Here is a 26,286-nt window from a genome sequence, read left to right on the forward strand (position 1 = left end):
AATGGAAGAAGTGAAAACAAAAAAAATGAAATTTAATATGAAAAAAATCTACACCTTTATCTTTACCCTGACGTTGTTCAATATAGCATTAGCCCAAACTATTGCAGACCCAGGCGTCAACGGAGCAAAAACCCTCCCCGAGCCGGGGCTGGTTAATGGTCAGGGTACGTTTAGTTTCAATTTTCAGAATAATGGCGACCGTCAGCTGGACCTGGCTCCGGTACCAACGACCATCAAGATAACCCTTAACAAGCTTGACCCCATACTTAATGCAGGTGCCCTTCAGGTAAGCGGGGCCGGAGCCGATTATTTTAATTGGACCTACAATTCCGGTACCCATACGATTACCGGTACTCAAAATAAAGTGATACCTGCGGCGGCAAGTCCACAACAAGGTGTAGGAGGTCCCGTCATTTTTGAGGTGATCTTTACAGCGGAATCAACACAGGCGGAAGCTACTGCAGGTACCGGTAACGGCGGAAATGTAAATGTTCAGCCGGGTGCGGGCGGAAATGGTGACGCTAACAACGATAATACCTCTGGGTATACTTATACGAGCGGCTTCCTGCCTGTCGGATTTGGGTTCACTACTGCCAGCTTTAGCGGCGGAAAATTAAAGGTGGAATGGGAAACCGTTTCAGAAAAGGATAACGAATCCTTTGTAATCGAAGCTTCTACCGATGGTGAAAAATTTGTGGCCCTGGACAAAGTGAGCACCCAGGCACCGGACGGCAATTCAGACGCTAAGATCAAGTACACATACAGCAGGGACTGGCAGGAAATAGCCAAGCAGTTTGGTTTCTCCCCGATCCAGCTGGCTATTATGGCGTTGCTGCTGATTTCTTCCCTTGTAGCTGCCAAACGCGCCAAAAAAGGAGCCATGTTCCTTTCCCTGGCATTGTTGGTTACTGTGGGGATCGGCTGCCGCAAGGAAAATAAGGAGCTGGATGTGGATGAGTACCCGACCGTGTTTGTTAAGATCGGCCAGATCAACAAAGACGGCACAACCACCAACTATTCAAAAATTGTAAAGGTAACAGCAGAGTAAATGTGTCTTTTTTGATACAACTGCTCTTTCCGTAATATTACCGGCACAGGCCCGGAGTCCGCTTTAAACCGGGTTCCGGGCCTGTTTACCGGATGATCTTTCCGGCCCGCCCGCCGGTTGCGGGCAGTCGTGGCCTCCGGAGAAATAAAATAGTGGCGCCGGTGCCCGGTGCGCTTCCCCGCGCGGCACATAATATATTTATTATCAATAATCTATCATTTTTAAAAGAAATGCCCCGGGCCTCAGGCTAAGCGTTCAGGATCGGGCTGATAAGGTCGCCTCAGAACAGATCGTCGCAACGTTTTTTTTGATAAATTTTCAGAAACGTCCGTATCTGGCAATATTCTTGTGAGAAGTTTTCTTCTTTTCAAAGTTTTCCGTAACTTTGCCTTCCTTTTATTTTGGCCAATAAAAATTTGATTAAACAAAATAGGTTCATGTAATTGAATTTCAATGGATTTCTTTTAGCGATAAAAGTAATCCTGATTTTGTTTTGTATATAATCAATTATTAAAAAAACCGGGTTTATAACATATGTCATCTACAAAAGTGAATTCAAGAGTAAATTTCGGAAAGATCAAGCATTTAGCTGAAACACCGGATCTTCTGGAAGTACAGATTCAATCCTTTAAGGAGTTTTTCCAATTAGAGACCACACCAGACAAACGCAACATTGAGGGCCTGTTCCGGGTATTTAAGGATAACTTCCCCATTACCGATACCCGTAACATTTTTGTGCTGGAGTTTCTGGATTACTTTATCGATCCGCCCCGTTACTCCATTGATGAATGTATGGAGCGCGGCCTGACCTACGCGGTTCCCTTAAAGGCCAAGTTGCGGCTGAGTTGTAATGATGAAGAGCACGTAGATTTTCAAACCATTGTACAGGACGTATTCCTGGGTAATATTCCTTATATGACCCCCCGCGGTACCTTTGTGATCAATGGTGCCGAGCGTGTGGTCGTTTCCCAGTTGCACCGCTCACCTGGTGTATTCTTTGGTCAATCAGTGCACCCCAACGGAACCAAGATCTACTCTGCCCGTGTGATCCCCTTTAAAGGATCCTGGATGGAGTTTGCAACGGATATTAACAATGTAATGTATGCGTACATCGACCGGAAGAAAAAGTTCCCGGTAACTACGCTCCTGCGCTCCATCGGGTATGAAACCGATAAGGATATCCTCGAACTGTTCGGGATGGCTGATGAGGTTCCCGGTGACCGTAAATCACTGGAAAAACAATTAGGCAAGCGTCTTGCCGCCCGTGTGTTGCGTACCTGGGTGGAAGATTTTGTGGATGAAGATACCGGCGAAGTGGTTTCCATCGAGCGGAACGAGATCGTAATGGAGCGCGACGTGGTATTGGATGAAGAGGCGATCGACATCATTGCCGATATGGATGTGAAGAGCGTTTTTGTTCAAAGGGAAGATGTGGGGGGCGATTATGCCATTATTTATAATACCTTAAATAAGGATACTTCCAACAGCGAGCTGGAAGCCGTTCAGTTCATTTACCGCCAGTTAAGAGGTGCCGACGCACCCGATAATGAAACCGCCCGCGGGATCATTGACAAGTTATTCTTTAGCGATAAACGGTATGACCTGGGCGAAGTAGGACGTTACAAGATCAACCGCAAACTGAATATCGATGCGCCGGTAACACAAAAGACCCTTACCAAGGAAGATATCATTGAAATCATCAAATACCTGGTGCGTTTAACGAACGGTAAAGCGGAGATCGATGACATCGACCACCTGAGCAACCGTCGTGTACGTACTGTAGGGGAGCAATTATATGCTCAGTTTGGCGTAGGGCTGGCCCGTATGGCCCGTACGATACGCGAACGTATGAACGTACGGGACAACGAGGTATTTACACCGGTTGACCTGATCAACGCGCGGACCCTGTCTTCTGTGATCAACTCCTTCTTTGGAACTTCACAGTTGTCGCAGTTCCTGGATCAGACCAACCCCTTATCGGAGATCACGCACAAACGCCGGATCTCTGCGCTGGGGCCAGGCGGTCTGAGCCGTGAGCGCGCCGGGTTTGAGGTGCGTGACGTACACTACTCGCACTATGGCCGTCTTTGTACCATTGAAACACCGGAAGGACCTAACATTGGTCTGATCTCTACGCTTTGCGTGCATGCGAAGATCAATGAAATGGGCTTTATTGAAACACCGTACCGGAAGGTAACCGATGGTAAGGTGAATATGAAGGAGTTGGAACTGCTGAGTGCTGAAGAAGAAGACACAGCGAAGATTGCGCAGGCAAGTGCGAAGCTGGATGAGCAGGGTAATTTTGTGAACGAGCGTGTGGCCAGCCGCGAAACAGGTGATTTCCCGATCCTCGATAAAAGCGAGGTAGAATATATGGACGTAGCGCCGAACCAGATCGTAGGATTGAGCGCTTCGCTGATCCCGTTCCTCGAGCACGATGATGCCAACCGTGCCCTGATGGGATCGAACATGCAACGCCAGGCTGTTCCGCTGCTGCGCCCCGATGAACCGATCGTGGGTACCGGTCTGGAAGGCAAGGCTGCAAGAGATTCAAGGATCCAGATCCATGCCGAAGGGAACGGGGTAGTTGAGTTTGTAGATGCCAACGAGATCCATGTACGCTACGACCGGGATGTGAACGAAAAGCTGGTAAGCTTTGAAGAAGACCTTAAAGTGTATAAACTGACCAAGTTTATCAAGACCAACCATGAAACCTGTATGAACCTGAACCCGGCCGTTATGAAAGGGCAGAAGGTAAAAACGGGCGACTTCCTTACCAACGGTTATGCCACCCGGAATGGTGAACTGGCCCTGGGTAAGAACCTGAAGGTGGCCTTCATGCCCTGGAAAGGTTACAACTTTGAGGATGCCATTGTGATCAGCGAGCGGGTAGTAAAAGAAGATATGTTCACTTCCATCCATATTTCAGAATATGAACTGGAAGTACGCGATACCAAATTAGGTGAAGAAGAGCTGACCTCCGATATCCCGAACGTTTCAGAAGAGGCAACAAAAGATCTGGACGAGAACGGTATCATCCGTATCGGCGCCCAGGTAAAGGAAGGCGATATCCTGATCGGTAAGATCACTCCAAAAGGAGAAAGCGACCCGACCCCGGAAGAAAAACTGCTGCGTGCCATCTTTGGTGATAAAGCAGGGGATGCGAAAGATGCTTCCTTGAAAGCGCCCAATGGTGTGGAAGGTGTGGTGATCGGTAAAAAACTGTTCCAGCGCGCGAAGAAAGATAAGAATGCCAAGGTTCGTGAAAAAGCAGCCATCGAAAAGCTGGATAAAGCGCACGAAAAGAACGAGCAGGACCTGCTGAATGTATTGCTGGAAAAACTGGGAACCATCCTGGAAAACCAGGTTTCTGCAGGGGTGATGAACAGCTTTGACGAAATCGTGATCGGAAGAGGGTCTAAGTTCCATGCCAAAAATCTAAGCTCTTTGGATTATGCGAACATCAATCCGCTGAACTGGACCAATGATGAAAAGATCAACGACCAGATCAATACGCTCCTGCACAACTACAACATCAAATTCAATGAAGAATTAGGACGGTACAAACGCGAAAAATTCAATATTTCCATCGGGGATGAACTGCCTGCAGGAGTATTGAAACTGGCTAAAGTGTACCTGGCGGTGAAACGTAAGTTGAAAGTGGGCGATAAAATGGCAGGTCGTCACGGGAACAAAGGTATTGTTGCCAAGATCGTTCGCCAGGAAGACATGCCGTTCCTGGAAGATGGAAGCCCGGTTGATATCGTACTAAACCCGCTTGGGGTACCCAGCCGGATGAACCTGGGACAGATCTACGAAACCGTACTGGGATGGGCTGGTAAAGAGCTGGGTGTAAAATTTGCCACGCCGATCTTTGATGGTGCCGAGCCGGAAGAGATTGAGAAATATTGCGCGGATGCGAGCATTCCGAAATTCGGGCACACGTACCTGTACGACGGTGAAACCGGGGAACGCTTCCACCAGAAAGCTACTGTGGGTGTGATCTACATGATCAAACTGCACCACATGGTAGATGATAAGATGCACGCACGTTCCATCGGGCCATACAGCCTGATCACACAACAACCGCTGGGTGGTAAAGCCCAGTTTGGCGGTCAGCGTTTTGGCGAAATGGAGGTATGGGCACTGGAAGCTTACGGAGCATCCAGCATCCTGCAGGAGCTGTTAACCATCAAGTCGGATGATATCATAGGCCGTGCAAAAACCTATGAGAGCATTGTGAAAGGCGATAACATTCCAAGAGCGGGCGTACCGGAATCGTTCAATGTATTGATACACGAATTAAGAGGATTGGGATTAGACCTGACCTTTGAATAAAGAAAGTGATTAGTGAAAAGTCAATCGTGCATCCACTGTTGACTTTCACTATTGATCATCAAATCGGAATCAATAACAAAAGCAAAAAACATAATTAAAATAGAGATCAGGATTTTGAAGGTCTTAAATCTCAAATCCCGGATCTCAAATCTTCAATAAGATTATGGCTACTAAAAAAGACAATCGCCCAAAGGCAGCGTTCTCAAAAATTACCATCGGCCTTGCTTCTCCGGATACCATCCTGGAAAAAAGTCATGGCGAGGTATTAAAGCCTGAAACTATTAACTACCGTACTTACAAACCTGAGCGTGACGGTTTGTTCTGCGAAAGAATATTTGGCCCGGTAAAGGATTATGAATGTGCCTGCGGAAAGTACAAACGCATCCGTTACAAAGGCATCGTGTGTGATCGTTGTGGTGTAGAGGTTACAGAGAAAAAAGTGCGCCGTGAGCGGATGGGGCATATAAAACTGGTGGTGCCGGTAGTGCATATCTGGTATTTTAAATCCCTGCCCAATAAGATCGGATACCTGCTGGGGATGAGCTCCAAAAAACTGGAGACCATCATCTATTACGAAAGATATGTGGTGATCCAGGCAGGTGTGCGCGCTGATAAAGGCCAGAATTACGGAGATCTTTTAACCGAAGAGGAGTACCTGGATATCCTGGATACCCTTCCGAAAGATAACCAGTACCTGCCGGATGATGACCCGCAGAAATTTATTGCAAAGATGGGTGCGGAAGCGGTACATGACCTGTTGCAGCGCATTGATCTGGACCAGTTGTCCTTTGACTTAAGAAACTCCGCGGCTACCGAAACCTCCCAGCAGCGCAAGGCAGATGCCTTAAAGCGTTTGAGCGTGGTTGAAGCCTTCCGCGATGCCAATACAAGAATTACCAACCGTCCGGAATGGATGATCATGCAGTACATCCCGGTAATTCCGCCGGAACTGCGCCCGTTGGTACCCCTGGATGGCGGCCGTTTTGCATCTTCGGATCTGAACGATCTGTACCGCCGGGTGATCATCCGGAACAACCGTTTGAAGCGCCTGATGGAGATCAAGGCGCCTGAAGTGATCCTCCGGAATGAAAAACGGATGCTCCAGGAAGCGATCGACTCGTTGTTTGATAACTCAAGAAAATCCAATGCCGTTAAAGCCGAAGGCGGACGGGCATTGAAATCATTGAGTGATGTACTGAAAGGAAAGCAGGGCCGTTTCCGTCAGAACCTGTTGGGTAAACGTGTAGATTACTCCGGCCGTTCGGTGATCGTGGTAGGTCCTGAAATGAAAATGCATGAGTGCGGTCTGCCAAAAGATATGGCGGCAGAATTATTCAAACCGTTCATCATCCGTAAACTGATCGAAAGAGGGATCGTAAAAACGGTAAAATCTGCCCGTAAGCTGGTGGATAAAAAAGAAGCCGTTGTTTGGGATATCCTTGAAAATATATTAAAAGGGCATCCGGTTATGCTGAACCGTGCACCAACGCTGCACCGTTTATCCATCCAGGCCTTCCAGCCGAAGCTGATCGAAGGAAAAGCGATACAGCTGCACCCGTTGGTTACGGCTGCGTTCAACGCCGACTTTGATGGTGACCAGATGGCGGTACACGTGCCCCTGAGCAATGCGGCGATCCTGGAAGCCCAGCTGCTGATGCTGGCTTCGCACAATATCCTGAACCCGCAGAATGGTACGCCCATCACCCTGCCTTCACAGGACATGGTACTGGGTCTGTACTATATCACGAAAGGAAAGAAATCTACCGATACTGAAAAAGTACGCGGAGAGGGAAAAGCCTTTTATTCTGCAGAAGAAGTGATCATCGCTTATAACGAAAAGCAGATCGATCTGCATGCCTGGATCAAAGTAAAAGGTATCGTGCGGAACGAGAAGACCGGTGAACTGGAACGGAAATTAATTGAAACCACCGTTGGACGTGTGATCTTCAACCAGAATGTACCGGAAGAAGTGGGTTTTGTAAATGCCTTGCTCACCAAGAAGAACCTGCGGGAGATCATCGGGGATATCATTGAGATCACCGACGTTCCCAAAACGGCTAAATTCCTGGATGATATCAAGCAGCTCGGATTCCGTACGGCCTTCCAGGGTGGATTGTCCTTTAGCATCAATGACCTGATCATTCCTGAAATTAAACAGGAATTGTTGGATAATGCAAAAGGTGAAGTGGATGAAGTGTGGGATAACTATAACATGGGATTGATCACCAATAACGAGCGTTACAACCAGATCGTGGATATCTGGAGCCGTGTGGATACACGTCTTACAGAAACACTGATCCGGGAACTGAGCTCCGATAAACAAGGGTTCAACTCTGTATACATGATGCTGGATTCCGGGGCCCGTGGTAGCAAGCAGCAGATCAAACAGCTGGCCGGTATCAGGGGATTGATGGCCAAGCCGAGAAAATCAGGCTCTACCGGGTCTGAAATCATTGAGAACCCGATCCTTTCCAACTTTAAAGGCGGATTGAATGTATTGGATTACTTCATCTCTACCCACGGTGCGCGTAAAGGACTTGCGGATACGGCCCTGAAAACGGCCGATGCCGGTTACCTGACCCGTCGCCTGGTGGATGTAGCACAGGACGTGGTGATCACCGAAGAAGATTGCGGCACATTACGTGGTATTTCCATTGCAGCGTTGAAAGACAATGAAGATATCATCGAACCACTGGCAGACCGGATCGAAGGCCGTACTTCACTGCATGATATCTATGACCCGCAAACCGACGAACTGTTGCTGGAAGCGGGGACGGAGATCTCTGCGGAAAAAGCCCGTAATATTGAAGCTGCAGGCATCGAATCCATCGAGATCCGCTCCGTGCTTACCTGCGAAAGCAAACGGGGCTGCTGCGTGAAATGCTATGGTAAGAACCTGGCTTCGGGCATCCTGGCCCAGAAAGGAGACGCCGTAGGTATCATTGCTGCGCAGTCCATTGGTGAGCCGGGTACCCAGTTAACACTGCGTACCTTCCACGTAGGTGGTGTGGCGGGTTCTGCTTCCGTAGATTCTACCTTAATTGCTAAGTTTGACGGTAACATACAGTTTGACGGGGTGCGCTCTGTTATAACAACCAATGCAGAAGGGGATGATGTGCGTGTGGTGATCGGTCGTACCGGTGAAGCCCGTATCATCGATACCAAGAATGACCGGTTATTAATTACCAATAATATACCCTATGGATCTACCCTGCTGGTAAAAGACGGCCAGAAGGTTACCAAAGGAGAGGCGATCTGCTCCTGGGATCCGTACAACAACGTGATCATTGCAGAAGCAGATGGTACGCTGAAGTTTGAAAATGTGATCGAGGGCATCACGTATCGTGAAGAAGCGGACGAACAAACCGGACACCGTGAGAAAGTGGTTATTGAAACCCGCGATAAAACAAAGATCCCGTCGATTGTTGTTGAGGGCAAGGAAAACAAATCCTATAACCTGCCAACAGGCAGCCACTTGATGCTGGATGACGGAGATGAAGTGAAAGCGGGCCGGGTACTGGTAAAAATACCGCGTATCTTAGGAAAGCTGAAAGATATCACAGGGGGTCTGCCGCGTGTAACCGAATTGTTTGAAGCGCGGAACCCAAGCAGCCCGGCTGTTGTTTCTGAAATTGACGGGGTGGTTTCCATGGGCGCCATTAAACGCGGTAACCGGGAGATCATTATTGAAGCGAAAGACGGCGTAACCCGTAAATACCTGGTGCCTTTAACAAGACAGATCCTTGCGCAGGACGGCGACTTTGTAAAAGCGGGAAGCCCGATGAGCGATGGACAGATCTCTCCGCAGGACATTTTGTCCATTCAGGGACCCTTTGCCGTACAGCAATATGTGGTGAACGAGATCCAGGAGGTGTACCGTTTACAGGGGGTTCGGATCAACGACAAACATATTGAGGTGATCGTGCGCCAGATGATGCGTAAAGTAAGCATTGTGGATCCGGGTGATACCCGCTTCCTGGAAGATGACCTGGTGGATAAATTTGAGTTCGTGGATGAGAACGACTTCGTGTACGAGAAGAAAGTGATCACCGATCCGGGTGACTCTTCCAAACTGCGTGCCGGACAGATCATCAGCCTGAGGGAATTGCGGGAAGAAAACTCCGTGCTGCGTCGGAACGACAAGAAAACGGTCGAACACCGCGATGCACAGCCGGCTACTTCGGCTCCCACCTTGCTGGGGATCACCAAGGCTTCTCTTGGAGTACAAAGCTGGATCTCTGCGGCTTCCTTCCAGGAAACCACCAAAGTATTGTCTTCTGCGGCCATCCATGGTAAAGCAGATGAAATGCTCGGTCTGAAAGAGAACGTGATCACAGGTCACCACATCCCTGCCGGTACCGGTTTGCGTGAGTTTGAGAACATGATCGTAGGAAGCAAAGAAGAATACGAACTGTTGCAGACCGCACGTGAGGCGATGTCTTTTGACGAAGAAGAATAAACGATCTGTCAGGTTTCCAAGACCTAAAAGATTTATAAGAGCGGCTTTTACGGCCGCTCTTTTTTATGGAATGGACAGAAAGCACGGTTGAAAACCGGTATCGGGAGCCTGTAAGCAGAGAAGAAGGGAACTGCGCCAGGGTTAATCGCTCAGTTCCCGACTCAGGGGGCCGTCAATGCACGGTTGATTATGGATGTTTTGACGACAGCTCGATCGCTATTGGAACTTCTTTGAGGTGGATCCGCATCTTTCTGCTGATACGGCCGATCAGCGGATCAATGGCATAAAGGAGCCCTTTCTCCCTTTAAAACGATGGATGACCGCCGGCAGCAGGAAAAGCGTTCATCGCCTTACGCTTATGAGGATGTTATTGATTACCGGAGCCCGTGAATTTCCCGTTATGGCAAAAACTGGTATTGGATAAGGCGGGCTATTCCATCAGGGACTTTCTGTATGGTTATATTTCTTTTGGGTCGGTCTTTTATAATAAATACGGGTGTCCTTCCGGTAACAAGGACCTTGGTTTTTTCAGAACCGTAGTTAAAAAAAGAGACGGGTAATTTTTTCGGTTATGCAGCAGGACAAATATGGGGGTCCTTCTTTTTTTGAAAATTGCAGCCATATACACCGTTTGCAGCACGGACCGGGTGCGCCGGAAGTGTGACCGGTCTTGAGTACCCTTTTGCCGGCTTTGGGAGGGAAATGCCTGTTTCCCGGACTGTTGGCTGCCGGCTCCCGAACCGCGGCCTGGCCTGGAATTCAGGGGCTGCTGCCGGGCCTGAAGGAATGACGCCCGGAGGCCTGTTTTTGTGCGGATAACGGCGCAAAAGCGGGAATAAACACTGCTAAATAAGGCAGGATCGTCGTTTTATTTCAGTAATAAAAAAATATAAAAAAAGTGTGCAACAAAATTTATTGGATTGCAAAAAAACCCTACCTTTGCTTTCCAAATTTTTGGGGCGGTTAAGTGATTTACAAGGCACCTAACTATCAGAAAATTAGTTCTTTTTACAAGCCGAAGTAGCTCAGTTGGTAGAGCAGCTGATTTGTAATCAGCAGGTCGCGGGTTCGACTCCCTTCTTCGGCTCAGTAAAGTTGATAAGTTTGTATGCTGACAGGCATGCGGACGTACAACTTAACAAACGGGTAGTTGGCCGAGTGGTTAAAGGCGACAGACTGTAAATCTGTTCTCTTCGGAGTACGGAGGTTCGAATCCTTCACTGCCCACAGTTCAATTGAAAATGTGTCCATTTGAAGATTTGAAAATGATACTTTTCAACCATTAAGAGTTCTTTGAATTTGAATATTTGCGGATGGCTAAGTTTCAAATTAGTTCATGTTCAAATTTTCAAATTAGTTAAGCGGGAGTAGCTCATTTGGTAGAGCGATAGCCTTCCAAGCTATAGGTGGCGAGTTCGAGCCTCGTCTCCCGCTCCGTTTCGTTTGTAGTTGAGCCTGCCCCGTTGCAGGCGGGGATTGTGTATCACAATTTCCGGAGCTATCAACTGAGATCGCCGTTGTAGCTCAGGGGTAGAGCACTTCCTTGGTAAGGAAGAGGTCGTGAGTTCAAGTCTCATCAACGGCTCTTCATAGAAGCAGCCATTCCGGTTCCGGCCGGGATATATGGCTCTTCTTTTGGTATTTTAGATGGGTTGCACCTCTGTAGCAGCGATTCAACTCAGTATTACAATTCGGCCCCGGCTGGATTTGTGAATAAACAAAAATTTAGTAAAAACAATTAAAAAAGATAACAATGTCAAAAGAGACCTTTAAGAGGGAGAAACCCCACGTAAACATTGGTACCATTGGCCACGTTGACCATGGTAAGACCACTTTGACTGCCGCTATTACCGATATTCTTTCTAAAAAAGGTTTAGCACAGGCAAGAAAATATGACGAAATTGATGGTGCACCTGAGGAAAAAGAGAGAGGGATTACAATCAATACCGCTCACGTTGAATATGAAACCGCTACTCGTCACTATGCACACGTAGATTGCCCCGGTCACGCTGACTATGTTAAAAATATGATCACTGGTGCTGCCCAGATGGATGGAGCCATCCTGGTTGTGGCGGCTACCGATGGTCCGATGCCTCAAACAAAAGAGCACATCCTTTTGGCTGCACAGGTAGGTGTACCTAAAATGGTTGTTTTCTTAAATAAAGTGGACCTGGTTGACGATCCTGAACTGTTGGACCTGGTGGAAATGGAAGTGCGTGATGAATTAACAAAGCGTGGTTTCGACGGCGACAACACCCCCATCATCAAAGGTTCTGCTACCGGTGCTTTGGCTGGTGACGAAAAATGGGTAAACGCAGTTGTAGAATTGATGGATGCTGTTGACAGCTACATTCCCCTGCCTCCCCGTCCGATTGATCTGCCGTTCCTGATGAGTGTTGAGGATGTATTCTCTATCACTGGTCGTGGTACTGTTGCAACTGGTCGTATCGAAAGAGGTAAGATCAAAACTGGTGAGCCGGTTGAGATCGTAGGTCTGATGGAAAAGCCCCTGACTTCTACTGTAACAGGTGTGGAAATGTTCCGTAAGATCCTGGACGAAGGTGAAGCCGGTGACAACGCAGGTCTGCTGTTACGTGGTATTGAGAAAACCCAGATCCGTCGTGGTATGGTAATCTGCAAACCCGGATCCATCACTCCGCACACTGAATTCAAAGCTGAAGTTTATGTACTGAGCAAAGATGAAGGTGGTCGTCACACGCCTTTCTTTAACAAATACCGTCCTCAGTTCTATTTCCGTACTACAGATGTAACCGGTGAGTGTACATTAGCTGAAGGTACTGAAATGATCATGCCTGGCGATAACACTTCTTTAACTGTAAAACTGATCACTCCGATCGCGATGGAAAAAGGTTTGAAGTTCGCGATCCGTGAAGGTGGCCGTACAGTAGGTGCAGGTCAGGTAACAGAGATCATCAAATAGAAGCCGACCTAAACCCTCCCGGAGGGAGGCTTTGGAAAAGCTTTTTATACTTTTGCAAAGTACCTTAGGCGGTAAGCTTGGGTACTTTGTTTTTGAAAAAGTTCTTTAAATTATAGCGGCTTCGTTTAGTCCCTTCCTTGAAGGGATTGGGGAGGCCGCTTCTTACGGGCATAGTTCAATGGTAGAATAGAGGTCTCCAAAACCTTTGATCAGGGTTCGAATCCTTGTGCCCGTGCCAAAATTTTTGTTTCATGTTTGATGTTTGATGTTGAAGGACCTCAAACCTCAAACCTCAAACCTTGAGGATGAATAAGTTCGCAGATTATGTAAAAAACAGCTATAAAGAGCTGGCAGAAAAAGTAACCTGGCCGAGTTGGAGTGAACTGCAACAGTCTACCATGATTGTGCTGGGCGCTACGGTGCTGATCACATTGATGATCTGGCTGATGGATTTTATTGCCGGAGGCGGGCTCAATTTTTTATACAAAATCCTTTATAGTTAAAGCATGGAAGAGGCAAACATAACCGATAACATAACCCCCGATGCACCCCAGCCAGATACCAAGTGGTACGTGTTGCGGGTAGTTAGCGGAAAGGAACGGAAGGTAAAGGAATATCTGGATAAAGAGATCTCAAGAAGCGAGTTCGAGAAAGTGGTAAAGCAGGTGTTTCTTCCGGTGGAGAAAGTGTATAAGGTACAGAACGGGAAAAAGGTGATGCGGGAGCGGAACTACTATCCGGGTTATGTAATGGTGGAGGTGCTGGATGGAAAAATGAGCGATGACCTGAGAGACCTGGTGGTAAATACCAATAGCGTCATCCATTTTCTGGGAAAAGACAACCCGATCGCGTTACGGAAGGCCGAAGTGAATAAAATGCTTGGCAGAATGGATGAAATGGCCGAAGCCGGCGGCGTAAGCATGGTGGAACCCTTTATTGTTGGGGAAACCATTAAGATCGTGGAAGGGCCCTTTAATGACTTTAACGGAGTGATCGAGGAAGTAAATGATGAGAAGAAAAAACTGAAAGTGACCGTTAAGATCTTCGGCAGATCTACGCCGGTTGAACTTAATTACATGCAGGTTGAAAAGATCGTATAGGTCTTATAACCGCTGAACCATATTTTTTGACAGCCCCGAACCTTTCGGGGCTTTTTTTGTGCCTGTTAACGCTTTCATAAGATAGCCATTTGAGATTTTTTTTGTTTCATTCATTGGTATATTGCAAGTTGTTTTATATTTATTGTAAAAATCTGGGAAATGAAGAATGTGCTCCTTATTGTTAATGCATTGCTGGTGATTGCCGTAGCTTTTTTGTTATACAAACAATTTAGCCGGAATACCAATACGGACAAGCCGCGGCATGCAGATGGCCTGCTGTCAAAAGGAAAAGACTCTATGCTGAATAAGGCGGCTGTATTTGCTTATATTGATATGGACTCGATCCAGGCGCACTATGAGCTGGCCCGGAATGTAGAGCGGGAGGTAGAAAGGAAAAAGGGCGCCATTACCGCAGAGCTGGATAAGATGGACAAGTCCTTTAAAGCTAAAGTGGGCGGCTATCAGCAACAAAGCAATACCATGACGGAAGAACAGGCGCTGGCTGCTCGTCAGGATGTGGAAACCACCCAAACACAGATGATGGAAAAACGGCAGGGCCTGATGGATGAATTCAACAATTTTGTGGCCAGCAAAAATATGAGTGTAAAAAAGAAGATCGAGGAATTTCTAAGGATCTTTAATGCCGACAAAACCTTTTCTTTCATTTTGGCTTATGAGCCCGGTTTGTTCTATTATAAGGACACTGCTTATGACATTACGCGGGAAGTCGTAAAGGGACTGAATGAACAATATGCCAGGGAAAAAAAATAGCCCTGGTACCAGTGCTTTGTGAGCACTGCCTGTTTCCAAAAATATATTTTCTCTTAACGGGTTGCCCGTACCCTCCGGGCGCGGGATGTTTTGTATGCAATTGCGCACGGTTTAGCCGGCTTTGCGGCAGCCGGTCCTTTGCGATCGCCTTATTTTTTTTTGCTATTTATTTCCAATAAAATCTTATTTTGAGTGAATAAATAAAAACAATGGCTGAGAAAGTTACGTTTAAACAATCGCTCAATTTATTTGACGGGACAATGATTGTAGCCGGATCCATGATTGGTTCCGGTATTTTTATAGTAACCTCAGATATGACCCGGCAGGTAGGGTCTGCCGGCTGGCTGATAGCCCTTTGGGTTATCACCGGATTAATGACCGTTTTTGCGGCGATCACCTATGGGGAATTGTCTTCCATGTTCCCTAAGGCTGGCGGGCAATATGTGTACTTAAAAGAAGCGTATAACCCCATGCTGGGCTTCCTGTATGGCTGGAGCTTTTTTTCCGTGATCCAGACCGGGACCATTGCCGCTGTGGGCGTTGCATTCAGCAAATTTGCCGGTTATTTTATTCCGGCGCTGACCATGGATGAAAAGAATCTGCTTTTTGAGTTTGGCTGGATCCGGGTCTTTCCCGCCCAGCTGGTGTCCATTGCGCTGATCATTTTTCTGACCTATATCAATACGCGTGGAGTCAAAGACGGGAAAATAATACAGACCATCTTTACAATTATCAAGCTCTTCTCTTTATTTGGCCTTATCGTATTTGGATTGCTGGTAGCTGCCAAAGCAGATATCTGGAATACGAACTGGGCTACGGGGTTTGATATGAAATTTACAGCGCCGGTTGTTGATGCGGCTACCGGAGCCAAGCAGGGCTGGTCGATATTTCAGACCCCGGGCAGCATGATGATGGCACTGGGGCTGATCAGCGCGGCGATGGTTGGATCGGTCTTCAGCAGCGTGGCCTGGGAGAACGTTACCTTTATTGCGGGCGAAATAAAGAACCCTAAAAGGAACGTGGGACTAAGTCTTTTTTTGGGAACCGTGATCGTAACTGCCGTTTACCTGCTGGCGAACCTGATGTACCTGGCTGTTTTACCTATGATCCCTCCGGCCTCGGGTGGAGAAGTGGCGTATGCATCCGAAGTAGCAATGCCCAATATCGCCTTTGCCGTACAGGACCGGGTGGCAACAGCTGCGGCTTCCTCCATATTTGGCCATTACGGAGCCGCCATCATAGCGGTGATGATCATGATCTCGACCTTTGGTTGTAATAATGGTCTTATTTTGTCCGGCGCACGGGTATACTATACCATGGCCAAGGACAAGCTGTTCCTGCCCCAGGCTGGTACATTGAATAAAAATGCAGTGCCGCAATGGGCGCTGTGGGCACAATGTATCTGGGCAAGCGCATTGTGTCTCAGCGGGAAATATGGTGTTCTGCTGGACTATGTGGTGTTCATTACAGTTGTGTTTTATATACTGACGATCATCGGTGTTTTTCGCCTGCGCAGGAACCGTCCTGATGCGGAGCGCCCTTATAAAGCGTTTGGCTATCCGGTGATCCCGATCATCTATCTGCTGATGGCAGGAACTTTAGGGGTGGGTTTGCTGTATTCAAAGACTTTTACTTCATTATTAGGCCTGGTTATTGTTATTATTGGAGTGCCGATTTACTACTATAACGCCCGGAAAGCGAATGGCGCCCCGGGAGAGCAAGCCGGACAATAGACGCTGCGGCCTCTTTGAGTATGGGCAGCCACCCGGCGGCAATGCTGTGGCGTCGCTGCCCGGCATTCGGGCAGTTTCATTGAATAACAAAAATAGAATGTACATGCGCGTTAACATACTATTATGCACGGCGGTCCTTTTTTTGCTGGCTGCATGTAAAGACAAGATCACGATGACAGCAAAGCAATTCAGCGATAAAATTGCCACGCTGGAACAGGGCCTGGCCGAGCCGATCCGGCAAACGGAAAATGCGATCAAGATGTATGCCGACAGTGCAGATTATAAAGGCGTTTCCGCCGCTGCCGCAAAAATGGAGGCGAACATACAGGAAAAAATAAGCCAGATCGAAAAGATCGATGTTTCCGGATTTACCGGTGGGGAAGATTTTAAAACGGTGGCCGTTAGATATTTTGAATACTTCCGGAGCCTGTACACTGCCTACAGGGAAATAGGGGATGCGCCCGATGAAGCGGCGCGCATGACCGCAAGCAACCGGATGAACCAGATCCTGGCAGCACAGGAAGAAGTGATCCTCCGTTTGCAGGACACACAGGTGCGGTTTGCTGCGGAGAACGGGTTTATTCTTGAAAAAGCACCGGCTGCGCAACCGCCGGCCAATCCATGATCCGGAAAACCGGATCGTACATACCCCCCGGCTTTTTTTATAAACTGCTTCTCATGGTGAGCTGTCTTTTATACAGCTGGATGGTGTTTTCAAGTCCGAGATAAAGTGCATCGCAAATAAGCGCATGTCCGATGCTGACCTCATCGAGCCAGGGGATCTGCTGACTGAAATAATTCAGGTTCTTCAAATCCAGATCGTGCCCGGCATTCAGGCCCAGGCCCAGTTCCTTTGCCTTTTCTGCGGCTTTTACATAAGGCGCTATGGCCGATTCCTTATTAACAGGGAAATTCCGTGCATAAGCCTCTGTGTACAGTTCTATCCGGTCTGTTTTCACGGCAGCAGCCCCTTCTACCATCCGGATATCGGGATCTACAAAAATAGAAACCCTGATCCCGGCTTTTTTGAAGGTCCGGATAATACCGCTAAGATAATCTTTGTGTTGCAGGGTATCCCATCCATGATCGGATGTCAGCTGCCCGGTAGCATCCGGAACGAGTGTTACCTGGTCGGGTTTTGTATCCAGCACCAGGTCAATGAACTTTTGTTCCCTGCTGTTCCCTTCGATATTGAACTCCGTAGTAAGCAGGGGTTTTAAATCGTGTACATCCTGGTACCGGATATGCCGCTCATCCGGCCGGGGGTGCACGGTGATGCCGTCGGCCCCAAAGCTTTCCGCATCCAGCGCTATCTTCACGAGATCGGGGTTATTTCCACCCCTCGAATTGCGCAGGGTGGCGATCTTATTAATGTTTACCGACAACTTTGTCATAATTAACCGATTTAACGAAAGGCGCGCAGCTTTTCCTGTTTTTATACCTGTATCCGGAAAAAGCAGTGCACGCCTGCCGATAAAAAAGTATAACCGGTGCACTGGTGCAGAAGCTGCTGCCATTGCAATGTACGCTATTTTACACTTTTGCAGGTGAAATCGTAACTGATGGAACTATACCATTTTTACTTACCAGGTAGCACGAAACACAAGCCATGGCTGGTTATCCTGGTTCGCGTCTTCACTGTGACCGTCAACTTATGGTTCGGGCCCGCCTGACGACAGACGGGTTGATGGTGCTCCGGCTTTCACTACAGGTACTTCGAACCCCCGTTCATTGCCGGTACGGGAGGGTGACGCGGTGCGGCTTCCCGTGTGCCCGGTTTTTAGTAACGATGTTTGCCCTGAAAGGACGCTGGACCCGGTCCGTATAACCGGGGCTGCCTCCATTTCCTTACTGATCCGGAGATCCTGGATTGTTTCGGCATTTACAAGCGACTTGATCCGGTCCTGTCATCCAGTTGAGGGGAATCCGTTTTCAGGGTCGTAAAAAGTGTTGTACAGGGGATGAAAAGGGCCTGAGGAGCTAATTGTTCAGCACACCTTCTTCAAGTTCTGAGATCAATAGCTCCCGGTTGTCTGTAACCCAATCCGGTATCGACATTTTGGTGGTCAATTCCCAATCATTGTCTTCTTTCAGCAACCTGAAAAATAACCGGTTGCCGCGATCATCTGCGGTATCTACATCAAATACATAGCTGCCGGCGTTGTTATTTTTCCGGTAATTAAATTCTCTTAGTCGGCCATTGATCTTTATCAGGCGGGTGAAGTGTACAATTTTATTAAATGAAGTATGCATAAGTTATCTCTATCAATTTTTGTGCTAACTTATCGTATGTACAGGGCAAAAACGGTTTTCATAAAATACAATACGGATGTCAGCGCCATCAGGCCGTCTAAAATAAAATAAAAAAGGTAATCATTTTTGGATTTTATTGCGGCAGGGTACAAGAGGTATGTGAGCAGCGCGGGCAGCGAAAGAAAGATGAAATGTATAATATCCTGAGTATAAGTATATAGGATGTAAGAACCTGCAATGTTCAGCAAAATAAACAGGGTAAAAATTATTTTTATTTTTTCGAGAGGCAGGATGGTCACCAGACTTTTTATGCCGGTTTGCCGGTCAAATTGTTTGTCTCTTATATCAAAGAGGATGCAGATGGCAAAGATCAGGGCAAACCGGTCGGCAACATAGATGAAGTGCCGCATCTCCCAGCTGATCTGCTGAACAAAAAAGGTCAGTGCCGTGGTTACATAGGTCCACATGGCGGCCAGCAAAAAGGTTTTTCCGAGGATGTATTTTTGCAGCGACCTGAAGATGCGGTGCGGGAATTTAGGTGCTGTATATAAAAGCGTAAGCCCCACGGCCGGCAGAATGTAGAGCCAGAACGGCTTTAACCGGATCAGGAAAACAAACGTACCAATGGCGCTGATGATAAAAAAGCTGGCATGGATCTTTTTGTTTTCCCGGAGCCAGTCGGTACGGCTGGCAGTAGTTTCTACTTTTTCGTTGGTGAGGTACCAGTGAATGCTGTAGCTGGAAAGTGTGGAAAAGAAAACAAATGCTGCATAATCGGCAGGTAGTTTTCCAATGTTAAAAAGGGCAACAGTACAAAGGCACATGGCAACCGCACAACATGCGATGAACAGGTTGCTGAAGATGATAAAATCAAAGAAAACTTTGCTCTTCCCAGTCATGAAAATCCGGTTTCAACTGCAAACTTAATCCTTTATTTATCTGTTCCCTATTTGTATTTTTGCGGCTTATTTTCGAGAATGGAAACATTGAAAGCGTCTATATTTTCAGTTGATGCTGCTGGGTTTGAATCCACAGTAATGGAGGTGTTTTCCTTTCAATATCAGCATAATAGGATTTACAGGAGCTACACAGATGCGATTGGTTGCAAGGTTTCCGCCATATCCGGCTTACCGGATATCCCCTTTCTGCCGATCCGCTTTTTTAAAACCCACGCTGTTTCTTCTACCGTATTTGAGCCGGAGGTGTTTTTTGAAAGCAGTGGTACTACGGAAACTATAAACAGCCGGCACCTGGTAAAAGAAGCGGGTCTGTACACCCGGAGCTTTACCAAAGCGTTTGAGCTGTTTTACGGCTCTGCGCATGATTTTTGCATTTTGGGGTTGCTTCCTTCGTACCTGGAGCGCGGCAACTCCTCGCTGGTCTTTATGGTGGACCAGTTGATCCGAAACAGCGGGCATCCGCAGAGTGGGTTCTATCTTCACGACTTTGCATCTCTGGCCGATACATTGCAGATATTGGAAAAGAGCGGTCAAAAAACGTTGCTCATTGGGGTAACGTATGCATTGCTGGATTTTGCCGAACAATATCCAATGCCGCTCCACCATACGATCGTTATGGAAACGGGGGGCATGAAAGGGAGGCGGCGGGCATTGATCCGGGAAGAGGTGCACGACCGGTTGAAACAACATTTCCAGGTGCCTGCCGTGCATTCAGAATACGGCATGACAGAATTGCTCTCGCAGGCGTACTCAAAAGGCGACGGGATTTTTTTTACTCCTCCCTGGATGAGAACGGTTCTGAGAGAAGAGGAAGATCCGCTTTCGGTAATTGGCGGGCCGGGTCGCGGAGTGCTCAATATTGTTGACCTGGCAAATCTTTATTCCTGCAGCTTCATTGCCACGGATGATCTGGGGATCGTTCATCCCGGGGGTGCCTTTGAAGTATTGGGCAGAAGAGATAACAGCGATATCCGGGGCTGTAGCCTTTTGGCCCTATGAGCGCTTGTTGGCAGCAGTTCATTGTCCTTTTTCCCTGATGTGCATGCATTTGCGGATGAAGGCCCAGGTAAGCGAGGCCGCCAGGGACTCTGCGGAAAATGAACGTTTGGCAGAAATGGTAACACTTTCGGAGGTCGTGATCAATAACCGGCTGAACGTGCCCGGTTTTATTGACCGTGTAAAAAGGGATACCCGTTTTTGTTTGCTGACCGGTTGAAAAATGTTATCATCCCGTTGCGGTTCTTCCTGAATTATGTTGTACTTTCCCCTCTCAATGGTATTTGGTATGCGATTTTTTTCTCTTTTATGGATCATGCTGGGATGGATGACAGCATCGGGACAGCTGCCTCAAAAACTTTCTGCAGCAATGGATGTATTTAACGCGGATGCGCAGCTGAAATATGCGTTGAGCTCGCTCTATGTGATCGATGCAGAAACCGGTAAGGTGATCTTTGATCAGAACAGCACCACGGGAATGGCTACCGCGTCAACCGAGAAAATTGTGACCGCAGCCACAGCTTTTGATCTATTGGGGGCCGGCTACAAATACAAAACCCGCTTCGGCATTGTGAACACTTCCCATGGAAAATGTTTGTATGTGGACCCTTCCGGGGACCCCAGCCTGGCCAGCTGGCGCTGGGAAGAGACCAAAGATATGGTGTTCCTGGCGCAGCTGAAAGCCGCCTTAAAAACGGCCGGGATTAAACAACTGGCCGCAGTGATGGTCTATACGGGTAAGTGGGGAGATGAAACGATCCCGGATGGATGGATCTGGCAGGATCTTGGGAACTATTATGGCGCGGGAGCCCAGGCAATTAACTGGCGCGAGAATCAATTTGATCTTATACTGAGATCCGGCAGCGCACCGGGCAGCCCGGTCACTGTGGTGACGACGACCCCGTATCTTTATGATTACCGGATCACCTCCCTGGCTACTGCCGGGGAAAAGAATTCCGGAGATAATAGTATCCTGTATTACCCTTCTATGGGCGGAAAAACGGGCGTTCTGCGTGGAACCATCCCGGCGGGGCAAAGCGGGTTTGTGGTTTCGGGCTCTATTTATGACCCGGCCAATCAGTTTGTAAAAACGATCATTAAAAGTCTTAAGGGCACTGTAAGTTTTTCCAGTGATCAGGTGCGTACCACCGGTAAGGAAGCTACAGCAGTAAAATGGATTTATACCCATAGCTCTCCCGAGCTTTCAAAGATCATTTACTGGTTCCTGCGGAAGAGTGTGAATCTTTACGGGGAGGCTTTGTTGAAGACGGTAGGATTGCTCCAAAAGGGAACGGCTACCACAGACAACGGAATTGAAACCATACAGGAACACTGGAAAGCGAGGGGCGTTGATCCGGATGAACTGCATTTGTACGACGGGTCGGGGTTGTCTCCTCAAAACAGGATCACAACGAGAGCGCAGGTGACCGTTTTGAGATATGCCCGGCAGCAATCCTGGTTCCCGGATTATTACGAAAGCTTTCCATTGTATAATGATATGAAGATGAAGAGCGGCACCATTAACCGGGTAAAAGGATTCTCGGGGTACCAAAAGGCAAAGGACGGGAAGGATTATATTTTTTCGTTCCTCGTCAATAATTACAGCGGGAGCCAGTATGCCCTGATCCGCAAAATGTACAAGGTACTGGATGAGCTGAAGTAGGGGCATCGTTTTTAATGAAGAGTGAATAGTTGGTGGTGAATGGTGAATAGTCAATGGGAAAAATCAATAGCGAAAGGAGACCTGGAAATATAAAAAGTAATCAAATGAAATTTAATCCGTTGAGATATACCGGAATGCAATATCGCCGGTGCGGCGCATCGGGTTTAAAGTTGCCGGCTATTTCCCTGGGCCTGTGGCACAACTTTGGCGATGTGGATGATGAAAAAGTGTACCGCAAAACCCTGCACAGCGCGTTTGATGCGGGCATCACGCACTTTGACCTGGCCAATAATTATGGCCCGCCCCCCGGCACTGCGGAAACCAATTTTGGCCGGATCCTGCATGCCGATTTTAAACAGCGCCGGGATGAGCTGATCATTTCCACGAAAGCCGGTTATACGATGTGGGACGGCCCTTACGGGGACTGGGGATCTAAAAAATACCTGGTTTCAAGCCTGGATCAGAGCCTGAAGCGCATGAAGCTGGAATATGTGGATATTTTTTATCATCACCGGCCTGATCCGGAAACACCACTGGAAGAAACCATGACGGCATTGGACCTGATCGTAAGACAGGGAAAGGCGCTGTATGTCGGGATCTCCAACTACCGTAGGGAAGAGGCCGCAAAGGCCTTTAAAATATTAAAAAAACTGGGTACCCCTTGCCTGATCCACCAGCCTAAATATTCTATGTTTGAACGTTGGGTGGAGGACGGTTTGCTGGACCTGCTGGAGAAAGACGGCGTTGGCTGTATTCCTTTTTCGCCGCTGGCTCAGGGACTGCTGACCAGTAAATATCTGAAAGGGATCCCTAAAAACTCAAGAGCCGCCAAAAAACATGGTTTTTTAAAGAAGGAACAGATCACGGAACACCGGTTGCGTCAGGTGCAACAACTTCATACACTGGCGGTTGAGCGCGGGCAAAGTCTTGCCCAGATGGCGCTGGCCTGGATACTTAAAGATGCGCGGATCACCTCCGTTCTGGTGGGCGCCAGCAGCAGTGCGCAGTTGCTGGATTCTGTAGGTTGCCTGGAAAATAGTACCTTTAGTACCGACGAGTTGACCCAGATAGCACATATTCTGAAAGAACGATAGCGGCAATCGGCCATTTCATGGTAAAAATCATTTCAGATGAAATCAATATATCAACCTATTTTATGGGGCCTGTTTTCCCTGGCCCTGTTTGCCGGTTTTTCCCCGCCGGTTACGAAAACTTCCATAGAAGGCAGCTGGAAATGTACCAAAGGTAATGAAACCTGGATGCTGATGGCAGCAGACGGATATTGCATGGTTGCTCATTATGACGCTGCCGGAAAAAAGTTCTTTAAAACCTTTGGCGGTTTTCAGAGCGTGGAAAACGGGCAACTGCAGCTTGATTACCGCTTTCATTCGGAGGATAAGCGTAAAACAGGAAACCGGGATGTTTTTGTATGGAAAGCAAAAGGCGGCCATATAGAAAGCAATATATCCGGAGCAATGAATGAATGGGTTAAAGTCGGGGACGCAAACAGCGAAATGACCGGAATCTGGCGCATTACGCAACGAAAGGAAGGAAACGATCTCCGGGAGATTCAGCTGGCACCGCGGCGAACCCTGAAATTTCTTACCAATGACCGGTTCCAGTGGGCAGCGATCAATATAGAAACGGGCGAATTTTCCGGTACTGGCGGTGGCACTTATACGTTTGAAAACGGTGTTTATACCGAAACGATCGTGTTCTTTTCAAGAGACAGCTCAAGGGTAGGTATGTCGCTGAAATTTAAGGACCGGCTTGAAGGGAAGAATTGGGTGCATACAGGATTGAGCTCGAAGGGCGCGCCGATCTATGAAGTATGGTCCAAAACCAGTAATAGCGAAAGGTAGGAGAAAAGAAGAAAACCGACAAAAAACAAGTATCTTTGTGACAAATGGCAGTTATGAAGAAAAGTGTAAAGAAATATCCTATCATAGAAGATTGGCCGCTTTCTGTTGTTTCCGATATTGAAGCCGTTTACCAGGTACGTCATAAGCCCACAAAAAAGGAGCCCGCTGTAAAAGACTTTACATATCAGCATTTTAAAAAAATCGCGGACAGGGCACCATTTAGCCTGAATGAATGGGCTGATCTTCTTTATATCAGCGAGCGCTCATTGCACCGGTACGCAAAAGAAGGCAGCGGTTTTAACGGGCTGCAAATAGAACGGATCTTACTGCTGGCAACGCTTATTGATACCGGAAATGAATTTTTTGGGAAAGAAGGTTTCGGTCAATGGCTGCATAGCCGTCCCTTTTCACTGAACGGGTCCCAGGTAAAAGATCTGCTTACCACCCATAACGAAATACAGGAGGTTATCGATCTGCTTCATCGCATGGAACACGGAATTTCTGCCTGATGCTTGTTTATCGCCTGGTGCATGCACCCTACAGGGAAGATATATCCGGTTACGGGGCCTTTTTATACGGAGGGCGCTGGAACTCTAAGGGAGTGTATGCGCTTTATACATCGGAACATATTTCGCTTGCGGCGTTGGAGATCGTTGTTAATTATGACCGGAGTGCCTCTAAAATGCAACCGGAGTATTACCTGCTGACGATGGAAATACCGGAAAGCAGCCTGGTGCAGATCCACCTGAATGTATTGAAAGATAAATGGATCGAGGATTTTGAATATACCCGTTTTATGGGTGACCAGTTCCTGCTTCAACAGGCGTATTTTGGCTTACGGATGCCTTCTGCCGTGATCCCTGAAGAATCTAACCTGCTGCTAAATCCGCGGCATCCGGATTTCGAAAAGGTAAAAATCACAGATTCCCGGCCGTATGGGCTGGATAACCGGCTGTTTGGGTAGGACACTCCTGTATCTGTTTGAAGTTTAAGTTTTGAGGTTTCTGGTCGGGGCCGCTTTTATGCCTGATGAGCTTTCTTTTGTTTCAGTTACGGAACTTAAACTTCAGGATAAAGTTTAACGTTAGATCCATCTCATCCCTGGTGCTCCATTGATCATGGACAAAGTCGAATCCGGTTTTAGTTGAAATCTTTAGGCGGAAGCCTGAGAGCTTTAAAACGCAGCCGGTTTAAGGTTTAAACCGGCTCGCTCATCCAGGTCAAAGATCAGGTTCATATTCTGCACCGCCTGTCCGCTGGCTCCCTTTAACAGGTTGTCCGCAGCTGAATGCACTACAAGCTTTGTTCCTACTTTTTCCAGCTGAATAACGGCTTTATTGGTATTTACGATCTGCTTCAGGAAGATGGGTACACGGCTCACTATGGTAAACGGATGTTCCCTGTAAAAGTCTTCGAATAAGATATAGAGCTCTTCTAATGACAGATCGGTGGTGATCGTGGAACTGATGAAGATCCCTCTTGCGAAATCGCCCCGCCAGGGTACAAAGCTTAAGTCAATTTCTGTTCCCGGCTGCAACAGATCCAATGATTCGCCAATTTCTCCCAGGTGCTGGTGTGTAAGCGTTTTATAGGCCTGTATATTGTTGGCCCTCCAGCTGAAATGTGAAGTAGCTGCGAGTTTCTGGCCGGCTCCTGTAGAACCGGTGATGCCCGTTGTATAGATCTCTTTAAGGACCCCGGTATGGGCCAGGGGCAGCAGTCCAAGCTGGATGGTAGTGGCAAAACATCCGGGATTGGCAATGTTTTGTGCTTTCCGGATCGCCTCACGGTTCAACTCGGGAAGTCCGTACACAAATGTGCGGTTCAGCTCCGGCTGATTGCTGTCCTTTCTTAAACGGAAGTCGTTGGCCAGGTCGATGATCCTGATGGAGGGCGCGATGGGGGTCTCTTTTAAAAATTTAGTGGATTCCCCATGTCCCAAACAGAGAAAAAGCACATCAATATCCTGCAGGATCTCGCTGGTGAATTTAAGATCCGTATCGCCTACCAGGTCTGCGTGCACATCTGTAACGGATTTTCCGGCATTACTTCGGCTGTGAATAAATGAAACAGTTACAAAGGGGTGATGGATCAATAAACGGATTAATTCACCACCAGTATATCCTGCGCCTCCTATTATTCCAGCTTTTATTTTCATGCTTG

General features: G+C 47.7%; 21 protein-coding genes and 5 tRNA genes. 22 read left to right on the forward strand and 4 right to left on the reverse strand.

Going from position 1 to position 26,286, the window contains the following annotated elements; all coding sequences use genetic code 11:
• The first annotated feature begins 37 nt into the window (after positions 1-37).
• From B160_RS0110085 to B160_RS0110180, 15 genes are all read left to right on the forward strand, one after another.
• A complete protein-coding gene (locus B160_RS0110085) occupies positions 38-1,048 on the forward strand; it encodes a hypothetical protein (RefSeq protein ID WP_157557995.1) in 1,011 nt (336 codons plus the stop codon).
• Between the two features lie 534 nt (positions 1,049-1,582).
• The gene (gene rpoB, locus B160_RS0110100) at positions 1,583-5,386 is read left to right on the forward strand and encodes a DNA-directed RNA polymerase subunit beta (protein WP_018627793.1); all 3,804 of its coding nucleotides are present in this window, start codon (positions 1,583-1,585) and stop codon (positions 5,384-5,386) included.
• A 163-nt stretch (positions 5,387-5,549) separates the two neighbouring features.
• Positions 5,550-9,845 (forward strand): DNA-directed RNA polymerase subunit beta', encoded by a 4,296-nt coding sequence (gene rpoC / locus B160_RS0110105; protein ID WP_018627794.1) that lies wholly within the window; start codon positions 5,550-5,552, stop codon positions 9,843-9,845.
• Positions 9,846-10,231: 386 nt separating this feature from the next.
• Positions 10,232-10,405 (forward strand): hypothetical protein, encoded by a 174-nt coding sequence (locus B160_RS31610; RefSeq protein ID WP_157557996.1) that lies wholly within the window; start codon positions 10,232-10,234, stop codon positions 10,403-10,405.
• 454 nt (positions 10,406-10,859) lie between these two features.
• Positions 10,860-10,932, forward strand: a tRNA-Thr gene (locus B160_RS0110125).
• A gap of 57 nt (positions 10,933-10,989) precedes the next feature.
• Positions 10,990-11,072: transfer RNA gene (locus B160_RS0110130), tRNA-Tyr, on the forward strand.
• A gap of 134 nt (positions 11,073-11,206) precedes the next feature.
• Positions 11,207-11,279 (forward strand) — tRNA-Gly (locus tag B160_RS0110135).
• 79 nt (positions 11,280-11,358) lie between these two features.
• Positions 11,359-11,430 (forward strand) — tRNA-Thr (locus B160_RS0110140).
• A gap of 168 nt (positions 11,431-11,598) precedes the next feature.
• Complete coding sequence (gene tuf / locus B160_RS0110145; protein ID WP_018627798.1) at positions 11,599-12,786, forward strand: elongation factor Tu; 1,188 nt, start codon at positions 11,599-11,601, stop codon at positions 12,784-12,786.
• 164 nt (positions 12,787-12,950) lie between these two features.
• Positions 12,951-13,024, forward strand: a tRNA-Trp gene (locus tag B160_RS0110150).
• 67 nt (positions 13,025-13,091) lie between these two features.
• Positions 13,092-13,289, forward strand: coding sequence for a preprotein translocase subunit SecE (gene secE / locus B160_RS0110155; RefSeq protein ID WP_018627799.1), 198 nt, complete (start codon positions 13,092-13,094; stop codon positions 13,287-13,289).
• A gap of 3 nt (positions 13,290-13,292) precedes the next feature.
• Complete coding sequence (nusG, locus tag B160_RS0110160; RefSeq protein WP_018627800.1) at positions 13,293-13,886, forward strand: transcription termination/antitermination protein NusG; 594 nt, start codon at positions 13,293-13,295, stop codon at positions 13,884-13,886.
• A gap of 159 nt (positions 13,887-14,045) precedes the next feature.
• Positions 14,046-14,657 carry an OmpH/Skp family outer membrane protein gene (locus tag B160_RS0110170; protein ID WP_018627802.1) on the forward strand — a complete coding sequence of 204 codons (612 nt, stop codon included), beginning with the start codon at positions 14,046-14,048 and terminating at the stop codon, positions 14,655-14,657.
• A gap of 209 nt (positions 14,658-14,866) precedes the next feature.
• Complete coding sequence (locus B160_RS0110175; RefSeq protein WP_018627803.1) at positions 14,867-16,390, forward strand: APC family permease; 1,524 nt, start codon at positions 14,867-14,869, stop codon at positions 16,388-16,390.
• Positions 16,391-16,493: 103 nt separating this feature from the next.
• On the forward strand, positions 16,494-17,015 hold the full coding sequence (locus tag B160_RS0110180) for a hypothetical protein (RefSeq protein WP_157557997.1): 522 nt from the start codon (positions 16,494-16,496) through the stop codon (positions 17,013-17,015).
• A 37-nt stretch (positions 17,016-17,052) separates the two neighbouring features.
• Here B160_RS0110180 and B160_RS0110185 read toward each other — a convergent pair whose 3' ends face one another.
• From B160_RS0110185 to B160_RS0110195, 3 genes are all read right to left on the reverse strand, one after another.
• Positions 17,053-17,784 carry a pyridoxine 5'-phosphate synthase gene (locus tag B160_RS0110185; RefSeq protein ID WP_026309674.1) on the reverse strand — a complete coding sequence of 244 codons (732 nt, stop codon included), beginning with the start codon at positions 17,782-17,784 and terminating at the stop codon, positions 17,053-17,055.
• Positions 17,785-18,370: 586 nt separating this feature from the next.
• Positions 18,371-18,643, reverse strand: coding sequence for a hypothetical protein (locus B160_RS0110190; RefSeq protein ID WP_018627806.1), 273 nt, complete (start codon positions 18,641-18,643; stop codon positions 18,371-18,373).
• Positions 18,644-18,672: 29 nt separating this feature from the next.
• Positions 18,673-19,542: a UbiA prenyltransferase family protein gene (locus B160_RS0110195; protein ID WP_018627807.1), complete on the reverse strand. Its 870-nt coding sequence runs from the start codon at positions 19,540-19,542 to the stop codon at positions 18,673-18,675.
• A 78-nt stretch (positions 19,543-19,620) separates the two neighbouring features.
• On the opposite strand from B160_RS0110195, the gene B160_RS0110200 reads away from it, so the two are divergent.
• The 7 genes from B160_RS0110200 (at position 19,621) to B160_RS0110230 (ending at position 25,087) form a co-directional block, all read left to right on the forward strand.
• Positions 19,621-20,601, forward strand: a complete 981-nt coding sequence (locus B160_RS0110200) for a LuxE/PaaK family acyltransferase (RefSeq protein ID WP_026309675.1) — start codon at positions 19,621-19,623, stop codon at positions 20,599-20,601.
• Positions 20,602-20,638: 37 nt separating this feature from the next.
• A complete protein-coding gene (locus B160_RS31615; RefSeq protein WP_157557998.1) occupies positions 20,639-20,818 on the forward strand; it encodes a hypothetical protein in 180 nt (59 codons plus the stop codon).
• Positions 20,819-20,887: 69 nt separating this feature from the next.
• Positions 20,888-22,261, forward strand: coding sequence for a D-alanyl-D-alanine carboxypeptidase/D-alanyl-D-alanine endopeptidase (gene dacB, locus B160_RS0110210; protein WP_026309676.1), 1,374 nt, complete (start codon positions 20,888-20,890; stop codon positions 22,259-22,261).
• A 104-nt stretch (positions 22,262-22,365) separates the two neighbouring features.
• Positions 22,366-23,355, forward strand: coding sequence for an L-glyceraldehyde 3-phosphate reductase (mgrA, locus tag B160_RS0110215; protein WP_018627812.1), 990 nt, complete (start codon positions 22,366-22,368; stop codon positions 23,353-23,355).
• A gap of 36 nt (positions 23,356-23,391) precedes the next feature.
• Positions 23,392-24,123, forward strand: coding sequence for a hypothetical protein (locus B160_RS0110220; RefSeq protein WP_018627813.1), 732 nt, complete (start codon positions 23,392-23,394; stop codon positions 24,121-24,123).
• 53 nt (positions 24,124-24,176) lie between these two features.
• A complete protein-coding gene (locus B160_RS28870; RefSeq protein ID WP_018627814.1) occupies positions 24,177-24,632 on the forward strand; it encodes an antitoxin Xre-like helix-turn-helix domain-containing protein in 456 nt (151 codons plus the stop codon).
• Entirely contained in the window at positions 24,632-25,087 is a 456-nt protein-coding gene (locus tag B160_RS0110230; RefSeq protein WP_018627815.1) for an RES family NAD+ phosphorylase, read from the forward strand. The genes B160_RS28870 and B160_RS0110230 overlap by 1 nt, the downstream gene beginning before the upstream one ends.
• Positions 25,088-25,297: 210 nt before the next feature.
• Here the strand turns inward: B160_RS0110230 and argC are convergent, their stop codons facing one another.
• A complete protein-coding gene (argC, locus tag B160_RS0110235) occupies positions 25,298-26,281 on the reverse strand; it encodes an N-acetyl-gamma-glutamyl-phosphate reductase (RefSeq protein WP_018627816.1) in 984 nt (327 codons plus the stop codon).
• Between the last annotated feature and the right edge of the window lie 5 nt (positions 26,282-26,286).

Origin of the sequence: Niabella aurantiaca DSM 17617, assembly GCF_000374125.1 — a bacterium.
Classification (GTDB): Bacteria; Bacteroidota; Bacteroidia; order Chitinophagales; family Chitinophagaceae; genus Niabella; species Niabella aurantiaca.